Annotated in this window: 17 protein-coding genes; 11 read left to right on the top strand and 6 right to left on the bottom strand. The window is 70.4% G+C overall.

Annotated elements, in window-relative coordinates:
* Positions 1 to 82 precede the first annotated feature (82 nt).
* From ACTWPV_RS11150 to ACTWPV_RS11120, 7 genes are all read left to right on the top strand, one after another.
* A complete protein-coding gene (locus tag ACTWPV_RS11150) occupies positions 83 to 1,144 on the top strand; it encodes a polysaccharide deacetylase family protein (protein ID WP_443151684.1) in 1,062 nt (353 codons plus the stop codon).
* A gap of 192 nt (positions 1,145 to 1,336) precedes the next feature.
* Positions 1,337 to 2,824 (top strand): 30S ribosomal protein S1, encoded by a 1,488-nt coding sequence (rpsA, locus tag ACTWPV_RS11145; RefSeq protein WP_132332469.1) that lies wholly within the window; start codon positions 1,337 to 1,339, stop codon positions 2,822 to 2,824.
* 255 nt (positions 2,825 to 3,079) lie between these two features.
* Entirely contained in the window at positions 3,080 to 4,213 is a 1,134-nt protein-coding gene (locus tag ACTWPV_RS11140) for an epoxide hydrolase family protein (protein WP_443151683.1), read from the top strand.
* 136 nt (positions 4,214 to 4,349) lie between these two features.
* Positions 4,350 to 6,128 carry an alpha/beta fold hydrolase gene (locus tag ACTWPV_RS11135; RefSeq protein WP_443151682.1) on the top strand — a complete coding sequence of 593 codons (1,779 nt, stop codon included), beginning with the start codon at positions 4,350 to 4,352 and terminating at the stop codon, positions 6,126 to 6,128.
* A 13-nt stretch (positions 6,129 to 6,141) separates the two neighbouring features.
* Positions 6,142 to 6,618, top strand: a complete 477-nt coding sequence (locus tag ACTWPV_RS11130) for a GNAT family N-acetyltransferase (RefSeq protein WP_443151975.1) — start codon at positions 6,142 to 6,144, stop codon at positions 6,616 to 6,618.
* Positions 6,619 to 6,660: 42 nt separating this feature from the next.
* A complete protein-coding gene (gene coaE, locus ACTWPV_RS11125) occupies positions 6,661 to 7,263 on the top strand; it encodes a dephospho-CoA kinase (protein ID WP_443151681.1) in 603 nt (200 codons plus the stop codon).
* Between the two features lie 107 nt (positions 7,264 to 7,370).
* On the top strand, positions 7,371 to 8,762 hold the full coding sequence (locus tag ACTWPV_RS11120) for a glycoside hydrolase family 43 protein (protein WP_443151680.1): 1,392 nt from the start codon (positions 7,371 to 7,373) through the stop codon (positions 8,760 to 8,762).
* Positions 8,763 to 8,765: 3 nt separating this feature from the next.
* Here ACTWPV_RS11120 and ACTWPV_RS11115 read toward each other — a convergent pair whose 3' ends face one another.
* A complete protein-coding gene (locus ACTWPV_RS11115; RefSeq protein WP_347642837.1) occupies positions 8,766 to 9,590 on the bottom strand; it encodes an SDR family NAD(P)-dependent oxidoreductase in 825 nt (274 codons plus the stop codon).
* A gap of 97 nt (positions 9,591 to 9,687) precedes the next feature.
* On the opposite strand from ACTWPV_RS11115, the gene ACTWPV_RS11110 reads away from it, so the two are divergent.
* Positions 9,688 to 10,272, top strand: a complete 585-nt coding sequence (locus tag ACTWPV_RS11110; RefSeq protein WP_443151679.1) for a TetR/AcrR family transcriptional regulator — start codon at positions 9,688 to 9,690, stop codon at positions 10,270 to 10,272.
* 63 nt (positions 10,273 to 10,335) lie between these two features.
* On the opposite strand, the gene ACTWPV_RS11105 is transcribed toward ACTWPV_RS11110, so the two are convergent.
* A complete protein-coding gene (locus ACTWPV_RS11105; protein WP_443151678.1) occupies positions 10,336 to 10,578 on the bottom strand; it encodes a hypothetical protein in 243 nt (80 codons plus the stop codon).
* A 183-nt stretch (positions 10,579 to 10,761) separates the two neighbouring features.
* On the opposite strand from ACTWPV_RS11105, the gene ACTWPV_RS11100 reads away from it, so the two are divergent.
* Positions 10,762 to 11,547 (top strand): class I SAM-dependent methyltransferase, encoded by a 786-nt coding sequence (locus tag ACTWPV_RS11100; protein ID WP_443151677.1) that lies wholly within the window; start codon positions 10,762 to 10,764, stop codon positions 11,545 to 11,547.
* On the opposite strand, the gene ACTWPV_RS11095 is transcribed toward ACTWPV_RS11100, so the two are convergent.
* The 3 genes from ACTWPV_RS11095 to ACTWPV_RS11085 form a co-directional block, all read right to left on the bottom strand.
* Positions 11,544 to 12,317: a sporulation protein gene (locus tag ACTWPV_RS11095; RefSeq protein ID WP_443151676.1), complete on the bottom strand. Its 774-nt coding sequence runs from the start codon at positions 12,315 to 12,317 to the stop codon at positions 11,544 to 11,546. The two genes, ACTWPV_RS11100 and ACTWPV_RS11095, sit on opposite strands and share 4 nt — an antisense overlap.
* Before the next feature lie 10 nt (positions 12,318 to 12,327).
* Positions 12,328 to 13,566 (bottom strand): SPFH domain-containing protein, encoded by a 1,239-nt coding sequence (locus ACTWPV_RS11090; protein WP_443151675.1) that lies wholly within the window; start codon positions 13,564 to 13,566, stop codon positions 12,328 to 12,330.
* Between the two features lie 227 nt (positions 13,567 to 13,793).
* Positions 13,794 to 15,419: an SPFH domain-containing protein gene (locus ACTWPV_RS11085; RefSeq protein ID WP_443151674.1), complete on the bottom strand. Its 1,626-nt coding sequence runs from the start codon at positions 15,417 to 15,419 to the stop codon at positions 13,794 to 13,796.
* Positions 15,420 to 15,573: 154 nt separating this feature from the next.
* Between ACTWPV_RS11085 and ACTWPV_RS11080 the strand changes: the two genes are divergently transcribed.
* Positions 15,574 to 15,807 carry a helix-turn-helix transcriptional regulator gene (locus ACTWPV_RS11080; RefSeq protein ID WP_443151673.1) on the top strand — a complete coding sequence of 78 codons (234 nt, stop codon included), beginning with the start codon at positions 15,574 to 15,576 and terminating at the stop codon, positions 15,805 to 15,807.
* Between the two features lie 36 nt (positions 15,808 to 15,843).
* Positions 15,844 to 17,952, top strand: a complete 2,109-nt coding sequence (gene uvrB, locus ACTWPV_RS11075; RefSeq protein ID WP_443151672.1) for an excinuclease ABC subunit UvrB — start codon at positions 15,844 to 15,846, stop codon at positions 17,950 to 17,952.
* Between the two features lie 131 nt (positions 17,953 to 18,083).
* Here uvrB and ACTWPV_RS11070 read toward each other — a convergent pair whose 3' ends face one another.
* The gene (locus ACTWPV_RS11070; RefSeq protein ID WP_347642846.1) at positions 18,084 to 18,980 is read right to left on the bottom strand and encodes a serine protein kinase RIO; all 897 of its coding nucleotides are present in this window, start codon (positions 18,978 to 18,980) and stop codon (positions 18,084 to 18,086) included.
* Positions 18,981 to 19,041 lie beyond the last annotated feature (61 nt).

Below are 19,041 nucleotides of genomic sequence, written 5' to 3'. Positions count from 1 at the left end.
CTGATCGTGTTTCTCACCTGAGCGGCCCGGGAGTTCTGTGCGGTTACCAGCGTCCCTCACGCGGATCATCGGCATAGCGAACGTGGTGGTGATAACGGTGGCCATCGTCGGGCTCAGCCTGTTACCGGACGAGCCGCGGCCGCACGCGCGGCCGGACGACGCGGCCGAGGTCGGCGACAGCTCTCCGCCGCCCAGCTCGCCGCCCAGCCCGTCGCCGGTGGGCCAGCCGCCCGGCGTCGTGTCCACGCCGGAGTTCGCCCGTCAGGTGCGCGCCAACGAGGCCGGCCTGGTGCCGGTCCTGATGTACCACCGGATCGTCGCCGAACGGCGGGCCTCCATCGACAGGACCCCCGCCCAGCTCAGGAAGGAGCTGGAGCGGCTGGCGAAGGAGGGCTACGTGCCGATCACCGCCAGAGAGTTCGTCACCGGCGAGATCCCGGTCCCCGCGGGGAGGTTCCCGGTGGTGCTCACGTTCGACGACGGTCACCCCAGCCACTTCGCCCTCGACGCCGCGGGCAACCCGGCGGCGGGCACGGCCGTGGCCGTGATCCAGGAGGTGGCCAGGAAACACCCGTCCTTCCGGCCCGTCGCCACGTTCTGGATCAACAAGGAACCCTTCGGGCTGCGCGACAGGCCCTCGCAGACGGCGGCCGTGCGGTGGCTGGTCGACCGCGGCTACGAGGTCGCCAACCACACCTGGAGCCACCCCGACCTGCGGACGATCAAGCGGAAGAAGGTGCACGAGCAGATCGTCCGGCTCGAACGCCTGTTCAAGAAGCTCGGCGTGCCGTCCTCCAGGACCATGGCGCTGCCGTACGGCTCGTTGCCCCGCGGGAAGAAGCCCGCTCGGGTCGGGAAGTGGGACGGCACGCGTTATGATTTCGCAGGCGTGTTCCTCGCCGGGGCCGAGCCGTCACTTTCGCCCTACGCGAAAAAATTCGACCGGGGGGCGATCCAGCGCATCCAGAGCAACGCCAAGAAGGGCGAGTGCCGCAAGTGGTGTTCGCAACACTGGCTCGACTGGCTGCGTAAGCACCCTGGTGAGCGTTACGTCTCCGACGGCGATCCCGACCGGATCTCCATACCGAAGAAACTACGCGGTAATATCAGGGCCAAGCGAGGGCTCCAGGTCATCGCGTACTGACGCCTCCCTGGATTGACCTCGTGGCCAAGGTCTCATATGCTGATCGCTGCGCTGTGGGCTCGCGCGCGCCTCAGACGGAGCGGGCTCGCGCTCGGTCACGTCGATGTCGTCATTCCTCGGCTTGATGCGGAAGAGGGCCTGCCGCGCATCCGCCACATCGACATCCTGTCCGCGTTCGGAGCAATTCCACACATGACGTCCAGCACTGAGGCCACCTCGAGCACCCCGCAGGTAGCGGTCAACGACATCGGGTCCGAGGAAGCCTTCCTCGCAGCGATCGACGAGACCATCAAGTACTTCAACGACGGCGACATTGTCGAGGGCACCGTCGTCAAGGTCGATCGAGACGAGGTCCTTCTCGATATCGGCTACAAGACCGAGGGTGTCATCCCCTCGCGCGAGCTTTCGATCAAGCACGATGTCGACCCTGCTGACGTCGTGGAGGTCGGCGAACACGTCGAGGCCCTGGTTCTCCAGAAGGAGGACAAGGAGGGTCGCCTGATCCTGTCCAAGAAGCGCGCCCAGTACGAGCGCGCCTGGGGCACGATCGAGAAGATCAAGGACGAGGACGGCATCGTCACCGGCACCGTCATCGAGGTCGTCAAGGGTGGTCTCATCCTCGACATCGGCCTCCGTGGCTTCCTCCCGGCGTCCCTGGTCGAGATGCGGCGTGTCCGCGACCTGCAGCCGTACGTCGGCCGCGAGCTCGAAGCCAAGATCATCGAGCTCGACAAGAACCGCAACAACGTGGTCCTGTCGCGCCGTGCCTGGCTCGAGCAGACGCAGTCCGAGGTTCGCCAGACGTTCCTCAACACCCTCCAGAAGGGCCAGGTCCGCAAGGGCGTCGTCTCTTCGATCGTCAACTTCGGCGCCTTCGTCGATCTCGGCGGCGTCGACGGTCTGGTCCACGTGTCCGAGCTGTCCTGGAAGCACATCGACCACCCGTCCGAGGTCGTCGAGGTGGGCCAGGAGGTCACGGTCGAGGTCCTCGACGTCGACATGGAGCGCGAGCGCGTCTCCCTGTCGCTCAAGGCCACCCAGGAAGACCCGTGGCAGCAGTTCGCCCGCACTCACCAGATCGGCCAGGTCGTGCCGGGCCGCGTCACCAAGCTGGTGCCGTTCGGCGCGTTCGTCCGGGTCGAGGAGGGCATCGAGGGCCTGGTCCACATCTCCGAGTTGGCCGAGCGCCACGTGGAGATCCCGGAGCAGGTCGTCCAGGTCGGCGACGAGATCTTCGTCAAGATCATCGACATCGACCTCGACCGCCGTCGCATCAGCCTGTCGCTGAAGCAGGCCAACGAGGGTGTCGGCACCGAGGTCGAGTTCGACCCGACCCTCTACGGCATGGCGGCCACCTACGACGACCAGGGCAACTACATCTACCCCGAGGGCTTCGACCCGGAGACCGGCGAGTGGCTCGAGGGCTTCGACAAGCAGCGTGAGGAGTGGGAGCGGCAGTACGCCGAGGCCCAGCAGCGCTTCGAGGCCCACAGGAAGCAGATCGAGGAGGCCCGCAAGGCCGAGGCGGAGGCCGGCGAGGCCGCTCCCTCGTCCTACAGCGGCGACTCGCCGGCCCAGTCGGGCGGCGGCGGCTCGTCGTCGGCTCCCGCCAGCGGCGCGCTCGCCTCTGACGAGGCGCTCGCGGCCCTGCGCGAGAAGCTCGCCGGCGGCCAGAGCTGACGCTTCACTGAAGGCTGCGGCTCGATCCCTGGCCTGAACGAGAACCCCGCACGGACGACCCGTGCGGGGTTCTTCGTATGCGGGTGTCGTCGCGGGTGCCCCTGAGCATTTACGGTACGCGGCCCTCCGGCTCGCGCCCGGGCCGCGCCGGTGACGCTCGGGCGGCACCCCACGCGTACGCCATCCTCCGGACGGTCCGGCCGAGCGGGTCGATGCGGAAGCCTTCTTGCCGCAAGGGTTCCTAGGGTGCCGGGCATGAACGTCATCAAGCGCTTTCACCTGGACATTCCGCAGAACGACCTCGACGACCTGCGCGACCGGCTGAGGCGTACCAGATGGGCGAGGGCGCTGCCCGGCGGGTGGAGCCGGGGCGTGCCCGCACCATACCTGCGCGAGCTCGCCGAACACTGGGCCGACGGCTTCGACTGGCGGGCGTGGGAGGCCAGGCTCAACGCCTTCCCGCAGTTCACCACCGGCATCGACGGGCAGACGATCCACTTCGTGCACGCCCGCTCTCCGGAGCCCGGCGCCATACCGCTGATCATGACGCACAGCTGGCCGAACTCCGTCGCCGAGTTCCTGAGCGTCATCGGGCCCCTCACCGACCCGCGCCGGCACGGGCTCGACCCGGACATCGCCTTCCACGTCGTGGCGCCATCGCTGCCCGGGTTCGCCTTCTCGCCGTTCCCCGAGCCCGCCGACGAGCGGCCGTGGACCATCGAGCGGGTGGCGCGCGCGTGGGCCGAGCTGATGCGCCGGCTCGGCTACGAGCGGTACGGCGCCCACGGCAACGACGCCGGAGCGCTGGTGACCCCGCAACTGGCCGCGCTCGACAGCGAGCACGTGATCGGCTCCGTCATCACGGCCGGGCTCGGCCTCCACACGGGTGACCCGGCGCAGCTGGAGGGGTTCAGCGAGGCCGAGCGGGCCGAGCTGGCGGAGATGGCCGCCTGGATGACCGAGGGCAGCGGGTACGGCTCCTACCTCGCGAGCAGGCCGCAGACGCTCGCGTACGGCTTCACCGACTCGCCGGTGGCGCAGCTCGCCTACCTCGTGGAGAGGTTCAAGGAGTTCGACGGGTGGGGGGCGGGGTCCGAACCCGTCGAGCGCGACCTGGTGCTGGCCAACGCGAGCCTCTACTGGCTGACCGGCACCGGTGGGTCGTCGTCGTGGCCCTACTACGAAGGCGCCGCGGGGCTGCCCGTCGACCAGCGGGCCGTGCCGACCGGGGTGACACACGGCGGGCCGGCGGTGATGCGGCGGATCGCCGAACGCGGCAACGACATCGTCTACTGGGGAGAGGCGCACAGCCCCAGCCACATGGTCGCCATGGCGGCGCCGGACTCCCTGGTGGCGGGCATACGCGCCGCTTTCCGGACGATCCGCTGAGGCTGCCGGAGATTTCCCCTACGGCCTTCGGCGAAGCCGTCCACCGGCCCGCAGGGCGCTGACAGACTGCTGACCTGCGCTGTCGGCACTACTCTGCAGGAGCGACGCGGTGGGCATGGGTCAGCGGATGTTGCGGATGACGACCGCTCTGACGGTCGCCGGCGCGGGTGGCGTACTCGCCGCACCGGGAGCGGCCGGCGCGGGCCCCGCGCCGGTCCCGCCGGAAATCCATGGGACGGGTGCCGTGCCGGTGGTGACCGGCGCTCCGGAGGCCGGCGGCACTCCTGCGGTGCAGGCCGGCGACGCTCGCATGGTGCTGGAGACGGGCGGTGGCGGCGCGGCGGCGCGGAAGGTGGGCGGTGGCGGCGCGGCGGCGCGGAAGGTGGGCGGTGGCCGCGCGGCGCTGCGGCGGGCGGGCGGGGCGCGGCGGGGGCTTGCCTGGTGGGACTGCGGGGACGGGTTGCGGTGCGCCAAGCTGTCCGTGCCCGCCGACTGGGCCAGGCCGGGCGGAGCCCGTACCGAGATCGACGTGGCCCGGATGCCCGCGCGGGACCCGCGGCGCAGTCGCGGCCACCTGGTCGTGAACACCGGTGCGGGGTCCTCCATCCAGGACGTGCGGGCGCGGCCCGACACCGTGAGCGAGCTGGCGCGGTGGTTCGACGTCGTGATCATGGAGGCGCGCGGGTCCGGCGACCACGACAGCGCGGCGGCCGTACGATGCGCGGTGCCGCCCCCCGACGTGCTGCGCCTCCAGCTGTCCCGGGGCCCGGCCGGCTGGCGCGCCCACGCCCGCGCCAACGCCGCCCACGGCAGGAGCTGCCGCGCCGCCGCGGGAGCCACCCGGCTCACGTCCTGGCAGGTCGCCCGCGACCTCGACGCCCTGCGGGCCGCCCTCGGAGAGGCACGGCTGCGCTACTTCGGCAACTCCTACGGCGCCGTCTACGGGCAGGCGTACGCGGAGTCGTTCCCGGGCCGCGTGGGGCGGATGTACCTGGAAGGCGTACCCGACCTCACCGGATCCGGGCTGGAGCGGCGGATGACCACGAGGGCCCGCGCGGTGGAGCGCCAGCTGTACGCCTTCCGCGACTGGTGCCGTGGCCGGCTCGGCTGCCCGCTGGGCGAGGACGACGCCGTGTCGGTCTTCGACGACCTGGCCGGACGCGTGCCGCTGCCCGACGGGCCGCGAAGCGAGGTGAACGCCCGGCGGCTGGTCGCCGCCGTGTACGCCGGCCTCACCCCGGCACGCTGGCCCGAACTGGCCAGGGCTCTGTCGGCGGCCAGGTCCGGCGATGCCCGCCAACTGGCCTCCCTGGCGTCTCCGTTCCCGGCGTCGGCTGGCGCGGACGACGCGCCTCGGCTGCCGCTGAGCGGGCTCGCCCCGGGCGGCGGTGCGGTTCGCGCCACGGCTGGCGGCACGAACGGTACGACGCTGCGGATGATGAGGTGCCAGGACGTGCCCGCCATGCCTCGATACCGGGATTTTCTCGCCATGGAGGAGAGGCTGCGCGCGGTCGCGCCCCGCGTGGGGTGGATGAGCGGGAGGCACGAGGCCGGCCGGTGCCTGGGCCTGGCGGGCACGGGGCCCTCCTCCGCAGTGTCCCAGCCGCCCCGACCGTCCCGGCCGTCCTCGCCGTCCGCGCGGGCGCGGGTGCTGGTGGGCATCGGGCGGCTGGACATCGAGGCGCCCGCCTCCGGCTCGGCACGGGCGGCCAGGCGCATCCCCGGCGCGGTGGTGTTGTGGCACGGCGACGGGCATGACGCCTACCTGCTGCAGGGCGTACGCAAGCTCCGCGCCACCTGCCTGCGCACCCGCGTGCACGACTACTTCGTCAAGGGCACGCTGCCCGCCCGCGGCACAGCCTGCAGGGGAGCGCTGGTGGACGGTATGAACCCGAGAGGCGCGAGCGCCGGGTAGGGTGCTGCGCGTGCTGATCGAACGGGCGGTTGCCGCGGACGCGGGCGAGATCCTCACCCTGCAGCGGGCGGCCTACGTGAGCGAGGCCCAGCTCTACGGCGACCCGTACATCCCGCCGCTCGTCGAGTCGCTGGAGCAGATGCGCAAGGCCATCGAGGGTGCCGTCGTGCTCAAGGCGCTCGACGCGGGAAGGCCGGGGAGGATCGTCGGCGCGGTGCGCGGGCAGTTGTCGGGCGCCACGTGCGTGGTCGGCCGGCTGGTGGTCGCGCCCGACCGCCAGGGGCAGGGGCTGGGCACGGCCCTGCTGCGCACCCTGCACGAGGCCGTGCCGCAGGCGTCCGCGTTCGACCTGTTCACGGGCCATCTGTCGGAGGGCAACGTACGGCTCTACCGCCGCCTCGGCTACCGGGAGACGCACCGGGAGCGGATGGACGATCACCTTACCCTGGTGCACCTGCGCAGGCCCGCGGAGCCCTCACCCCCGCCGTGACCACCGCTCCGTGCCCGCCCTGCGGCCGATAGGCTCGGGTGCGTGCTGACGACAGGGCTCACCGGCGGGATCGGTTCCGGCAAGAGCGAGGTGTCCAGGCGGCTCGCGGCCAGGGGCGCGATGGTGATCGACGCCGACAAGATCGCGCGCGAGGTGGTCGAGCCGGGCACGCCCGGCCTGGCCAAGGTGGTCGCCGCCTTCGGCGAGGGGGTGCTCCACCCGGACGGCTCGCTCGACAGGGAGCGGCTCGGGTCCATCGTGTTCAACGACGCCGAGCGGCTGGCCGAGCTCAACGCGATCGTCCATCCGCTGGTGGGGGAGCGGGTGGAGGAGCTGCGCGGCCAGGCGCCCGACGACGCGATCGTGGTCTACGACGTGCCGCTGCTGGTGGAGAACGACCTGGCCTCGATGTACGACGTCGTCATCGTCGTCGACGCGGCCGATGAGGTGCGCGTCAGGCGGCTCGCCGAGCACCGGCGCATGCCGGAGGCCGACGCCAGGGCCCGCATCGCCGCCCAGGCGAGCCGGGAGGAGCGGCTGGCGGCGGCCGACATCGTGGTGCCGAACGAGGGTTCCCTGGAGGAGCTGGAGACCCGCGTGGCCGAGGTCTGGGACGAGCTGGCGAGACGCGCCGGCCGCGACTGAGCGCGGGCGGGCCAGGCCCGCGGGAGCCGCGCCCCGGGCGTTGACGGGCTGACCCCGATCCATGACCATCGGAAAGATCACCCGACAGGTTTCGTGGAAGGATCCCGATGCCGCGCTTGTCCGCCGTCTTAGCCGCAGTCCTCATCGCGTTCATGGGGGTTTTCCCCGGCGCCGCCGCAGGGAGCGCCGCGACGCAGACGTTCCGCAACCCGGTCAACCCGAGCGCCGATCCCAGCCTGATGTACCACGACGGCAACTACTACGTGGCCACCACGCGCGGCGACCGGATCGGCATCTGGAGGTCGCCCAGCCTGGCCACTTTGCTGTCGGCGCCCGAGCAGGTGGTGTGGCGCGACAGTGACCCGAGCCGCAACACCCAGATGTGGGCGCCCGCCTTCCGCCACGTCGGATCCCGCTGGTACGTCTACTACACCGCCTCCGACGGCGTCGACGCCAACCACCGCATGTACGTCCTGGAGTCCGCGGGGGACGACCCGATGGGCCCGTACACCTTCAAGGCCAAGATCGCCGACTTCGGCGAGTACGCCATCGACGGCGAGCCGATCACCCACAACGGCCGGCAGTACTTCGTCTGGGCCGGCCCGGGCCGCGGCATGGGCGGCCCGGCGCAGCTCTACATCGCCCGCATGAGCAACCCGTGGACGGTGACCGGCGGCCGGGTGGCCATCCCCGCCGACGGGGGTTGCACGGAGGTGCGGGAGGGGCCGACCCCGCTCTACCGCAACGGCAGGACGTTCCTGACCTACTCCACCTGCGACACCGGCAAGCCGGACTACCAGCTGTGGATGAAGAGCATCGCGGACGGCGCCGACCCGATGGTGGCGGCCAACTGGAGGCAGCATCCCGGGCCGGTGTTCTCGCGCAACGACTCCACCGGCGTGTGGGGCCCGGGTCACCACTCGTTCTTCCGCTCGCCCGACGGCACCGAGGACTGGATCGCCTACCACGGCAAGAACAGCAGCACCTACACCTACGACTTCCGCACCACCCGCGTGCAGAAGTTCACCTGGAACGCCGACGGCACGCCCGGTTTCGGCCGCCCGCTGGCCGCCGGCGCCACCCAGGATCTTCCGTCCGGCGACCCGGGCGCGGCCACCTCGGTGATCAACGACTTCGACCCGCAGGTGTCGTACGCCGGCACGTGGCAGTCGGGCTCCGGCTGCGGCAACCAGTGTTTCTGGAGCAACGACCACTGGAGCGGCGAGGCCGGCGCGACCGCCACCGTCACCTTCAGCGGTACCAGGGTGGCCCTGCTGAGCGTGCGCGACCGCGGCAACGGCATCGCCGCGATCTCCATCGACGGGGGCCCCGAGCAGCGCGTCGACTACTACAGCGGCATCCGGGTCGGTGAGCAGCTCAACTACCTGAGCCCGGTCCTGCCGCGTGGCACGCACACCCTGCGGGTCCGCGTCACGGGGGAGAAGAACCCCGCCTCGGGCAGCACCGTGATCAGCATGGACCGGATCGAGGTGTACTGAGCCTCACGGCCGCAGCAGGTGGGCGGTCTGCTCGTGCAGGCGGCGCGCGTCACCCGGGTCGAGGGTCGGCAGCGACGGGTCGACCGGGGCGCGCCGGTCGTAGGCGAGCAGGCCGCCGCCCGGCGGGTCGTCCATGAGTTCGATGATCGGCTCGATGCTCTTCTCGACGGGCTGGGCGAAGAACCTGGCCAGCACCTTGATGACGGCCTTGGCCGGCCCGCGGAGGCTGTCGGTGCCGCTGTCGGTGAAGCCCGGGTGGTGCAGGAGGAAACGCGTACGCCCGTCCGGATGGTCGGCGGCGTAGGCGACGCCGAGGAGGTCGGTGGCGCGGCCTGCCTGGAGCACGGCCTTGATGCGGTTGAATCCCTTCTCCAGAGACAGGTCGTCCCAGTGGATGCGGCCCTTGGTGGCGCCGACGCCGCACACGTTGACGATCATCGGGTTCGCGCCCTTGTCCAGCAGGCCGGTCAGGCCGTAGCTGAGCAGCATCCGGCTGACGTAGTAGAGGGCGAAGGTGGCCTCGAAACCGTCGGGCGTCACCACCCGGCCGGGGAAGTGCCGCATCGCGGTGAGGACGAGCCCGTCCAGCGCGTCGTGCCGCGCCGTGATCTCCTTGACCACGCGTACGTTCTCCGCGACCGAGGTCAGGTCGGCCTGGACGAACGCGGCCCGGTCGCCGGCCCCGGCGCGGGCCGCCTCGTCGAGGAAGCGCCGGCCTTTCGCGGGATCGCTGCCGATGATCGTCACCTGGTCGCCGCGCCGCAGGAAGTGGCGGGCCAACCCTCTCCCCATACCGGTTGTGCCGCCCGACACGACATATGTCCGCATATTCCATCCTCCAAGTCATCGAACGCTGACTAATGGGGAACGTAGCACACCATGGTCGTACAATGTCAACGATCGATGACTGTGAGGGGAGTGCCACGTGCGGAAGAGAGACCGGGAGGCCACCAGGGCGCGCCTGCTGGAGGCCGCGAGGCTGCGCTTCGCCCGCGAGGGCTACGACGCCACGAGCGTGCGCGACATCGCCGGAGACGCCGGCGTCGACGCCGGCCTGATCTTCCGCTACTTCGGCAACAAGAAGCGGCTCTTCGACGAGGTCACCGCCGACATTCCCGCCGACATTCCCGCCGACCTGCTCGACGGCCCCGAGGAGGAGCTGGTCGCCCGCATGGTGCGTTCCGTGGTCTTCGCCGACTGGACCCGCTACGGCGGCGAGCACCCGCTGCTCGCCATGCTGCGCTCCTCGGCCCACGAGGAGACCAGGCAGCGCATCCGCGAGGAGGTCTGCACCACCTACGTCAGGGCCCTTGAGGACCTCGCCGAGGGCGACGACGCCGAGCTGCGGGCGGAGCTGCTCAGCGCCTGGCTGGTCGGCATCGGCATCCTGCGTTCGGTCGTGGCCACCCCGGCGCTGGCCGAGGCCGGCCTCGACGACCTCGCCCCGCACGTGGCGGCCGTGGCCGGAGACCTGCTGGGCCGTCCCATGTCGGGCACCTCGGACGCGTGACGGCGCCGCCGGGCGCCGCCGGATGCCGCTCGCCCGCCGAGCGCCCGCCGAGCGCCCGGCGTGTCAGGCGGCGGCCAGCGTGTCGGCGCCGGCGACCGCGCCCAGCGCCCAGCGCATCCGCCTCACGTACGTCTCGGGGTGGTCGCCGGCCTCCTGCGCCACGTACGCCGCGCACCAGGCCGGGTCGCCGCCGCACGCGCACAGCCGCTCGTTCACGGCCTCGCGGATCTGGACGGGCGTCAGCCGGTCCGACGGCTGCAGAGCGGTCGCGAAGAGCACCTGGGCCAGCTCGGTCGTGGTGAACATGTCGGGCTCCTCTCATACGTGCCGTTCGCCGGCACCCTCTGAATAGACCGCGAACGGCGGCGGAACTCATCGGCATACGGCACACAACAGGTGCGGAATTTTCCTCAGACACCCGTGCGAGAGCAAGGGCCGGCCGGATAACACGTCGAACCCGGATCGCGACCCGACGTAGGATCCAACGGCATGATCATGGATCCGGAAGTCCGCGCCTACTACGAGCGCGGTGGAGAGCTGACCAGGCTGCGCCAGGGGCGCGGCAGGCTGGAGTTCCACCGCACCCGTGACGTGCTGCGCCGCACGTTGCCCCCGCCGCCCGCCCGGGTGCTCGACGTGGGTGGCGGCGCCGGCGTGCACGCCGAGTGGCTGGCGGCCGACGGGTACGCCGTGGAGGTGATCGACCCGGTGCCCCTGCACGTCGAGGAGGCGGCGGCGCTGCCGGGGGTGAGCGCGCGGCTCGGCGACGCCCGCGACCTGCCGGTCCCCGGCGGGCAGGCCGACGCGGTGCTGCTGCTGGGGCCGCTCTACCACCTGCCCGAGCGGGCCGACCGCGTCCGGGCGCTGGCCGAGGCGCGGCGGGCCGCACGGCCCGGCGGCACGATCGCCGCAGCCTTCATCAGCAGGTACGCGGCCCTGCACGACAGCGTCTACCACGGGACCTTCACGCAGCAGGCCGCGCGGGCCGCCGACTACCGCTCCGTCGAGACCGGGACGATCGTCTCGACCGTGGACACGGGATTCCGGGGTTACCTGCACACCCCTGAGGAGATCCCCGGCGAGTTCACCGACGCCGGGCTGCCCGAGCCGCGCCGCTACGGCCTGGAGGGCGTGTTCTGGCTCTACGGGGACGTGAACGCCTGGCTGGACGACGACGGGCGGCGCGAGCTGCTGCTCGACGCCGCCCGCAAGGTCGAGTGCGAGCCGTCGCTCCTGGGGGCCAGCGGTCACCTGCTGGCCGTGACACGGGTCTAGAACCACCCGCGGTGGCGGGCCATCTTCTCCAGCCCGCGCTCCAGGGCCTGCTCCGCCGCGCCCGGCGGATCGTCGTAGCGGATGGTGAACCGGTTGTAGGCGTCATGGCTGGAGGTCAGGAAGCCGCCCCGCTTGTCGGCCTCCAGGATGACGTCCATCTTCCCGGGCCCGGCGATGAACGTCAGCTCCAGCTCGTTGAAGTGGCGCCGCCACTTACCGCCGGCGTAGTACTCGATCTCCTGGAAGAACGGCATCGTCGAGCCGTAGAGCGTGCCGCGCTCCAGGTCGGCCTTCTTGAACCGGAAGCCCAACCGGTCGAGCGCGGCGATCACGTGCTCCTGGACGGGCAGCGGGCTGACGAACAGCGGGTCGAGGTCGCCCTTGTCGAGCGCGCCCGCCAGCGCCAGCTCCGTCTGCACGCCCAGCCTCATCCCGCGCAGCGGCTGCCCCGCGATCGCGCTGATCGGCGTCTCCCACGGGATCGCCACCTCGAACGGATGCTGGTGCTGCGCGCCCGCGGCGAGCTGGAACGGCCCCGAGACCTGCTGGCGCAGGAAGCTGTAGGTCGACTTGTACTCGCTGTCGCCCGACTCGACCTCCACGACGGCCGTCAGGTCGATGTGGATGCCCTCGACCTTGTAGTCCGCCTTGCCGCCGCGGAAGTGGACGACCCCGCGCAGCAGCTCGCCAGGGCGCACTCCCGTGTTGGTCAGCACCGTGTCAACCTCGACGCCCGCGCCGAACGCGGCCATCAACTTGCGGAACACCATGGGGGTTCTCCTATGCGGAAGGTGTGTGGCCGTTCTGGCCGGGGCCCGTGCCCGAGATGCGGGGAAGCAGCTGGGCCAGGAGGAGGGTGGAGAGCGCGGAGTCCGACTGCCCCTGCTGGGTGCGTACGACCAGCGGCTGGGGCGCGTTCTCCGCCAGTTTGGCGCCCACGTCGAGGCGCTTGCGGGCCAGCTCGTACTGCAGCACGGCCCGGTTGTCCCGGTACGACTCGGCCAGCCGGCGCAGCGCCTTGGCCTCGTTCTCGGCGGCGGTCAGCTCGGCCCTGCCGCGCGCCTCGATCTCCCACGTAACCCGCTGCGCCTCGGTCTCCTGCTCCTCCAGCATGCGCGCCACGTCCTTGCGCGCGGTGTTGTGGGCGGCCTTGACCTCGACCACGCGGGCGTCACGGGTCTTCTTGGAGCGCTCGATCTCCATCAGCAGGGTGTCGATGCGGCGCTTGCGGGTCAGCTCCCACTCGCGCTCGTAGGCCGACATCTCCTTGGCCACCTTCTCCCGGGTGGACAGGTGCTGCTGGTACTGGTCGGGCAGCTGGACGTCGGGGATGTTGGCGCCCGTGATGCGCACGCCGTACCTGCCGAGCTGGCGGTTGAGCGCGTCCTGCATGTCGCCGACGTCGGAGCCGCGCAGGTCGTACGCGCGCTCGGTGTGGACCCTGCGGCTGCGCTGCCTGATCGCGTCCTGCACCGCGCTGGAGAGCACCAGGTCGAAGTTGCCCGCGCCGATCGTGCGGACGAACGCGACCGGGTCCACGATGCGGAACTTCAGGAAGAACTCGATCGACTTCAGCGGCACGTTCTCGGCCGTGGGGCAGGCCACGATCGGCGCCGAGTACGGGATCTCGGTCGAGGTGTCGACGACCGCGTCCACCCGGTCCCACGGCAGCCAGAGGTAGTGGCGGCCAGGGGGCAGCGTGCTGGTGATGGCGCCCCAACGGCTGCGCACGCCGGTGGTGCCCTCCTCGATCTCGATGATCGCCTTGCGCCACATCGTGACCAGCGCCAGGGCCAGGAAGATCAGCGCCGCCAGCGCGGCGATGATGGTGAGGTCGGTCAGCGCGGCCATGCCGGCGCAGTAGAGCGCCAGGAACACCAGCGCCATCCAGGCGAAGCCGCGGCGGTCCTTGGGGATCACGACGGGGACGAGCTGGCCCTGCTCGCCTCCGCGCAGCAGCTGGCGGATCTCGCTCCAGGAGGCCAGCGACTCCTTGATCTTCGAGAATTCCCTGCTCATCGGTCGCTCACCAGCTCCTCATTCGCTCCGCGGAGTGCCTCGTTCCTCGGCCCTCCACTCCGCTCACTGCGTCGGGTTCGCTCCCTGCTCATCGGTCGCTCACCAGCTCCTCATTCGCTCCGCGGAGTGCCTCGTTCCTCGGCCCTCCACTCCGCTCACTGCGTCGGGTTCGCTCCCTGCTCATCGGTCGCTCAGCTCCTCAAACACGCGTCGGTTCTGCTCTCTGCTCACAGGAGCTCACTTCCCTGGGCCCGGCCGCCCGGCAGGAGGCGTTCGACGGTCCGATCGAGCTCCGGGTCCGGCTCCGGGGTCTCCACGGCCTCGCCCACGTCGGCGGCGGCCTTCTTGAGCAGGGCGACGATCTCGTCCTCCCGGCCCGCCACGCGAGCGCCGATCTCGTCGAGCCTGGAGCGGATGGCGGCCATGTCTTCGGGGGAGAACAGCACCGCGCCCTTCCCGCCCACCAGCTGCTGCGCCAGGGCCAGGAAGTCGATGTCGGTCTGCTCGCCCACCTGCACCACCTGCGGCAGCCGGGCCGAGACGGACTCCAGCCTGGTCAGCAGGTCCTGCTGGAAGCGGTAGTCGAGGATCTCGGGCGCCTCCGCGGCCGACAGCGCCCTGATGTCCAGGGCCTGGGCCTCCAGGAGCGCGGCGTTGGCGTTGGCCGTGGACTCGGCCTCGACCAGCCGCTGCCTGGCCTGCGCCGTGGCCTGGTGGGTGGCGCGTTCGAGCGCGGTGTCCATGCGGGCCTGGTAGCCGGCGATCTCGGCCTGGATGGCGCTCAGCGTCTCCTGCAGCCCGGCCAGCTCCTTGATCAGGTCGCCCTCGTTCTGCTCCTTGCGCAGGTTCAGCTCGTACTCGTAGGTGTAGGCCTCCTTGGCGACGCGCACCATCTCGGGGGCCGCCAGGTCCATGCGGTATTCCTGGCTGGAGGGCTCGGCGTGCGTGATGTTCACGTCGGTGAGCCGCACGGCGGGCAGGAACTGCTGGTTGAGGCTCTCCAGCATGCCGAGCGTGCTCTCGCCCACCAGGTCGTAGATCTCCTCGGCCCGCTGGGCGTAGATGAGGGAGCGGGTGACCTCGCTGATGGCGTTCTGGAGCTTCGACTGGAAGCCGCTGACCGAGCCGAGCACGAAGATGAACTCGGCCGGGTTCTCGATCCTGAACTGCAGGAACAGGTCCACGCTCGCCTTGACGCCCTGCTGGGTCGGCGCTTCGCTGATCGGCGCGTTGAACGGGTATTCGCGCGTGGTGTTGACGATGTAGCTGACCCGCTTCCACGGGTTGAACAGCGTCACCCGCCCGGGGTCCGCGATGTGCACCAGCTTGCCGAACTTGGTGATCAGCGCCTTGCATCCCTCGGGCACCATCACCACGCTCCGCCGCCACCACAGGAACACGGCGGCCAGGACCAGCACGAACCAGTAGTGCGGGCCGAAGATCAGGTCGGTGTTGGGGATGACGTTGCCGAGGGCGCCGATCAGGCCGAGCACCACGAGGATGACAAGGGGCACGAGCACTTTCGCGGTGCTGCCCTTGGGGATCACCACGGGCGAGATGACGTGCATGCCGTTGTCGGCGAAGCTGCGGTTGACGATCTCGCCGGCCTCGTTCAGCGACGCCGTCCTGGCCTCGATGAGGGTGCCGATGGAGGCCCCGCCGTCGCGGGCCGCCGCGAAGTCGTGCGGGTTCAGCACGAAGCCCGGGGCCTGGCCCCCACCGCCTTGGGGCCCCATCTGGCCGGCGAACTGCTCCGCGGCCTGACCCATCGCCTGGCGTACGTCACCCCCTTGCGCCATCGCTTGGGCGATGCCCTGACCTGCTTGGCGTAGTGCCTCTCTGGGACGTGACATTGGACCTTCCTTTTCCGCTACAGGCGATTCCGACCGTATCGGGAATGACTTACTGTTCGCTTGCAATGCGGCGTCACATATGTATTGCTGTTGGTAGCAGGTGTGCTGCGTATGTAGTGGACGTGCTACGTCGGGGATGCGCGCAAGGAGTTCCATGAGCGAGACCGTCTACAACCGCATCGCGCTGCTGCGCGCGGAGCGGAACGTGACCCGCAGGCAGCTCGCCGAGGCCCTCGGAGTCCACTACCAGACCGTCGGCTATCTCGAACGCGGCGAGTACAGCCCCAGCCTCCACCTGGCGCTGCGCATCGCCGGCTATTTCGAGGTGCCCGTCGAAGTGGTCTTCTCCACCAGCCCCTTCCCCAGGATCGGCGAGCGGTCCGCTTGACGTTTTCTGTCAGTCCGGCCGCCTACAGTGGGCACCATGCGACCGGTCACAGATTTGCAGCGGAAGGTGGCGCCCTTCGAGGTCGTCACCGAGATGACTCCCTCCGGCGACCAGCCCACGGCCATCGCCGAGCTGGAGCGCCGCGTCAAGGCCGGGGAGAAGGACAGCGTCCTGCTGGGCGCCACCGGCACGGGCAAGACGGCCACGATCGCCTGGCTGATCGAGCGGCTGCAGCGGCCCGCGCTGGTGATGCAGCCCAACAAGACCCTGGCCGCGCAGTTCGCGAACGAGCTCCGCGAGATGTTGCCGAACAACGCGGTCGAATATTTCGTCTCCTACTACGACTATTACCAGCCTGAGGCTTACGTCCCGCAGAGCGACACCTACATCGAGAAAGACTCCTCGATCAACGACGAGGTCGAGCGCCTGCGCCACTCGGCGACCAACTCGCTGCTCACCCGGCGCGACACCATCGTGGTCGCCTCCGTGTCGTGCATCTACGGCCTGGGCACGCCGCAGGAATACGTCGACCGCATGGCCAGGCTCCGCGTCGGCATGGACGTCGACCGCGACCAGCTGCTGCGCCGCCTGGTCGACATGCAGTACACCCGCAACGACCTCGCCTTCACGCGGGGCACGTTCCGGGTGCGCGGCGACACGATCGAGATCATCCCGAAATACGAAGAGCTGGCCGTGCGCATCGAGATGTTCGGCGACGAGATCGAGAAGCTCTCGACCATGCACCCGCTGACCGGCGAGGTCATCACCGAAGACGAAGAGCTCTACATCTTCCCCGCCTCCCACTACGTCGCGGGCGAGCAGCGCATGGCCGCCGCCGTGGCGGGCATCGAGGCTGAGCTGGCCGAACGCCTGTCGGAGCTGGAGCGCCAGGGCAAGCTGCTGGAGGCGCAGCGGCTGCGCATGCGCACGACGTACGACATCGAGATGATGCGCCAGATCGGCACCTGCTCCGGCATCGAGAACTACTCGCGCCACATGGACGGCCGCGAGGCCGGCAGCGCCCCCAACACGCTGCTCGACTACTTCCCCGAAGACTTCGTCCTGGTGCTCGACGAGTCCCACCAGACCGTGCCGCAGATCGGCGCCATGTACGAAGGCGACGCCTCGCGCAAGCGCACGCTGGTCGAGCACGGGTTCCGGCTGCCGTCGGCGCTCGACAACCGGCCGCTCAAGTGGGAGGAGTTCCTGGAGCGCATCGGGCAGACGGTCTACCTGTCGGCCACTCCGGGGCCCTACGAGCTGGGCCGGGTCAAGGGCGAGGTCGTCGAGCAGGTCATCCGCCCGACCGGCCTGGTCGACCCCGAGATCGTGGTCAAGCCGACCAAGGGCCAGATCGACGACCTGGTCCACGAGATCCGCGAGCGCGCCGAGCGCGACGAGCGCGTCCTGGTCACCACGCTGACCAAGAAGATGTCGGAAGACCTGACCGACTACCTCCTGGAGCTCGGCATCCGGGTCCGCTATCTCCACAGCGAGGTCGACACGCTGCGCCGCATCGAGTTGCTGCGCGAGCTGCGCACCGGCGAGTTCGACGTGCTCGTCGGCATCAACCTCCTGCGCGAAGGCCTCGACCTGCCCGAGGTCTCGCTGGTGTCGATCCTCGACGCCGACAAGGAGGGTTTCCTCCGCTCGGAGACGTCCCTGATCCAGACCATCGGCCGTGCCGCCCGTAACGTCTCCGGCCAGGTCCACATGTACGCCGACAAGATCACTCCGTCGATGGAGAGGGCGATCGACGAGACCAACCGGCGCCGGGCCAAGCAGATCGCCTACAACGAAGCCAACGGCATCGACCCGCAGCCCTTGCGGAAGAAGATCGCCGACATCCTCGACTCGCTGCAGCGCGAGGACGCCGACACCGACCGGTTGCTCGGCGGGGGGCGCCAGCAGTCGCGCGGCAAGGCGCCGGTGCCGGGCTTCGCCGCCCGGCAGGCCGGTCAGCACGCCAAGGCCATCGCCGGCGACATGCCCAGGGCGCAGATGGAGTCCCTGATCGACTCGTTGACCGAGCAGATGCACCAGTCCGCGGCCGACCTGCAGTTCGAGGTGGCCGCCCGGCTGCGCGACGAGATCAAGGAGCTCAAGCGCGAGCTGCGCGACATGCGCGAGGCAGGCGTCGAATAACCGATCGTCTGGCGGTGGCGCCACGCGTCGACGGCCCGGCCCGCTCGCTCCCGACGCTCGGTGACCAGGGGGACCAGCGGGATGAGGGTCGTCGCGGCCGGGGCAGGCCCCGGCCGCGACGACGGGGGCGGTCACATCCGGGCTTCCTCCCGCAGAAGGGCGGCGAGGGTGCCGGGGTCGGCGGCCGTGACGCCCTTGGCGGCGAACCAGGTGGCGACGTTGCGCGCGTCGCGGTCGAGGAACGACGGGCCCGCCGGATGCGCGATCACGTCCACGATCTGCGGAAGGTCGATGATGACCAGCCTGCCCTCGTGCACCAGGAGGTTGTACGGCGACAGGTCCCCGTGGGCCAGCCCCTCCCTGGCCAGGGTGACCATGGCCGCGACCAGCTGCTCCCACAGGTCGCCCAGGTCGTCGGTCACCTGGGCCAGCCGCGGCGCCGCGAAGCCGTCCCGCGTGCCGACGAACTCCTCCAGGATCTCCGTCCCGACGATCTGCACCGGATACGGCACCGGCACCCCGAGCTGCCACAACCGGCACAGGGCCGCGAACTCCGCCACCGCCCACTGGGCGGCGATCACCTGCTTGCCGAAGGCGGTGCGGTTGGCCATGGCCCGGTTCATCCGGCTCTCGCGGGTGCTGCGTCCCTCCAGATAGCCGGCGTCGCGGTGGAAGAGACGGTGGTCGGCGGATCGATAGCGCTTGGCGGCCAGCAGGCACTCGCGGTCGGTGCCGGGCACGCCACGCGAGATCAGGTGGACGTCGGCTTCCTTGCCGGTCTTGAGCACGCCGTGCTCGGTGTCGACGGCGGCCAGGTCGGTGACCAGCCAGTCAGGGTAGGGCCTGGGGCCCTTCTCGGTCGGCGTGCTCTGGTCCCAGGTGGACCAGCGATCACCTTCGGGAGGGCCGTCATCGAGCCCGGAGGAGGTGCCCGGTGAGATGCTCGAAGAGGTGCTCTCCAGCCAGGCGATGTCGTCGGCGTCGAGGGCGTACTTGCCGCGGCGGCGGTGTTGCGAGTGCTTGGGCACGGTGGGATTGCTCCAGAAGTGAGGCCCACCGGCTCGTCGCGGTCAGGTCAGCGAACGCCCG

Source organism: Nonomuraea sp. KM88 (genome assembly GCF_052245635.1).
GTDB lineage: Bacteria > Actinomycetota > Actinomycetes > Streptosporangiales > Streptosporangiaceae > Nonomuraea.
This window is presented reverse-complemented; position numbering and strand designations above follow the sequence as displayed.

Excerpts from the sequence above, each read along its gene's own strand:
- rpsA (WP_132332469.1), top strand. The coding sequence starts at position 1,337 with ATGACGTCCAGCACTGAGGCCACCTCGAGCACCCCGCAGGTAGCGGTC.
- ACTWPV_RS11140 (WP_443151683.1), top strand. The coding sequence starts at position 3,080 with ATGAACGTCATCAAGCGCTTTCACCTGGACATTCCGCAGAACGACCTC.
- ACTWPV_RS11135 (WP_443151682.1), top strand. The coding sequence starts at position 4,350 with ATGACGACCGCTCTGACGGTCGCCGGCGCGGGTGGCGTACTCGCCGCA.
- ACTWPV_RS11120 (WP_443151680.1), top strand. The coding sequence starts at position 7,371 with ATGCCGCGCTTGTCCGCCGTCTTAGCCGCAGTCCTCATCGCGTTCATG.
- ACTWPV_RS11115 (WP_347642837.1), bottom strand. The coding sequence starts at position 9,590 with ATGCGGACATATGTCGTGTCGGGCGGCACAACCGGTATGGGGAGAGGG.
- ACTWPV_RS11105 (WP_443151678.1), bottom strand. The coding sequence starts at position 10,578 with ATGTTCACCACGACCGAGCTGGCCCAGGTGCTCTTCGCGACCGCTCTG.
- ACTWPV_RS11100 (WP_443151677.1), top strand. The coding sequence starts at position 10,762 with ATGATCATGGATCCGGAAGTCCGCGCCTACTACGAGCGCGGTGGAGAG.
- ACTWPV_RS11095 (WP_443151676.1), bottom strand. The coding sequence starts at position 12,317 with ATGGTGTTCCGCAAGTTGATGGCCGCGTTCGGCGCGGGCGTCGAGGTT.
- ACTWPV_RS11090 (WP_443151675.1), bottom strand. The coding sequence starts at position 13,566 with ATGAGCAGGGAATTCTCGAAGATCAAGGAGTCGCTGGCCTCCTGGAGC.
- ACTWPV_RS11085 (WP_443151674.1), bottom strand. The coding sequence starts at position 15,419 with ATGTCACGTCCCAGAGAGGCACTACGCCAAGCAGGTCAGGGCATCGCC.
- ACTWPV_RS11080 (WP_443151673.1), top strand. The coding sequence starts at position 15,574 with ATGAGCGAGACCGTCTACAACCGCATCGCGCTGCTGCGCGCGGAGCGG.
- uvrB (WP_443151672.1), top strand. The coding sequence starts at position 15,844 with ATGCGACCGGTCACAGATTTGCAGCGGAAGGTGGCGCCCTTCGAGGTC.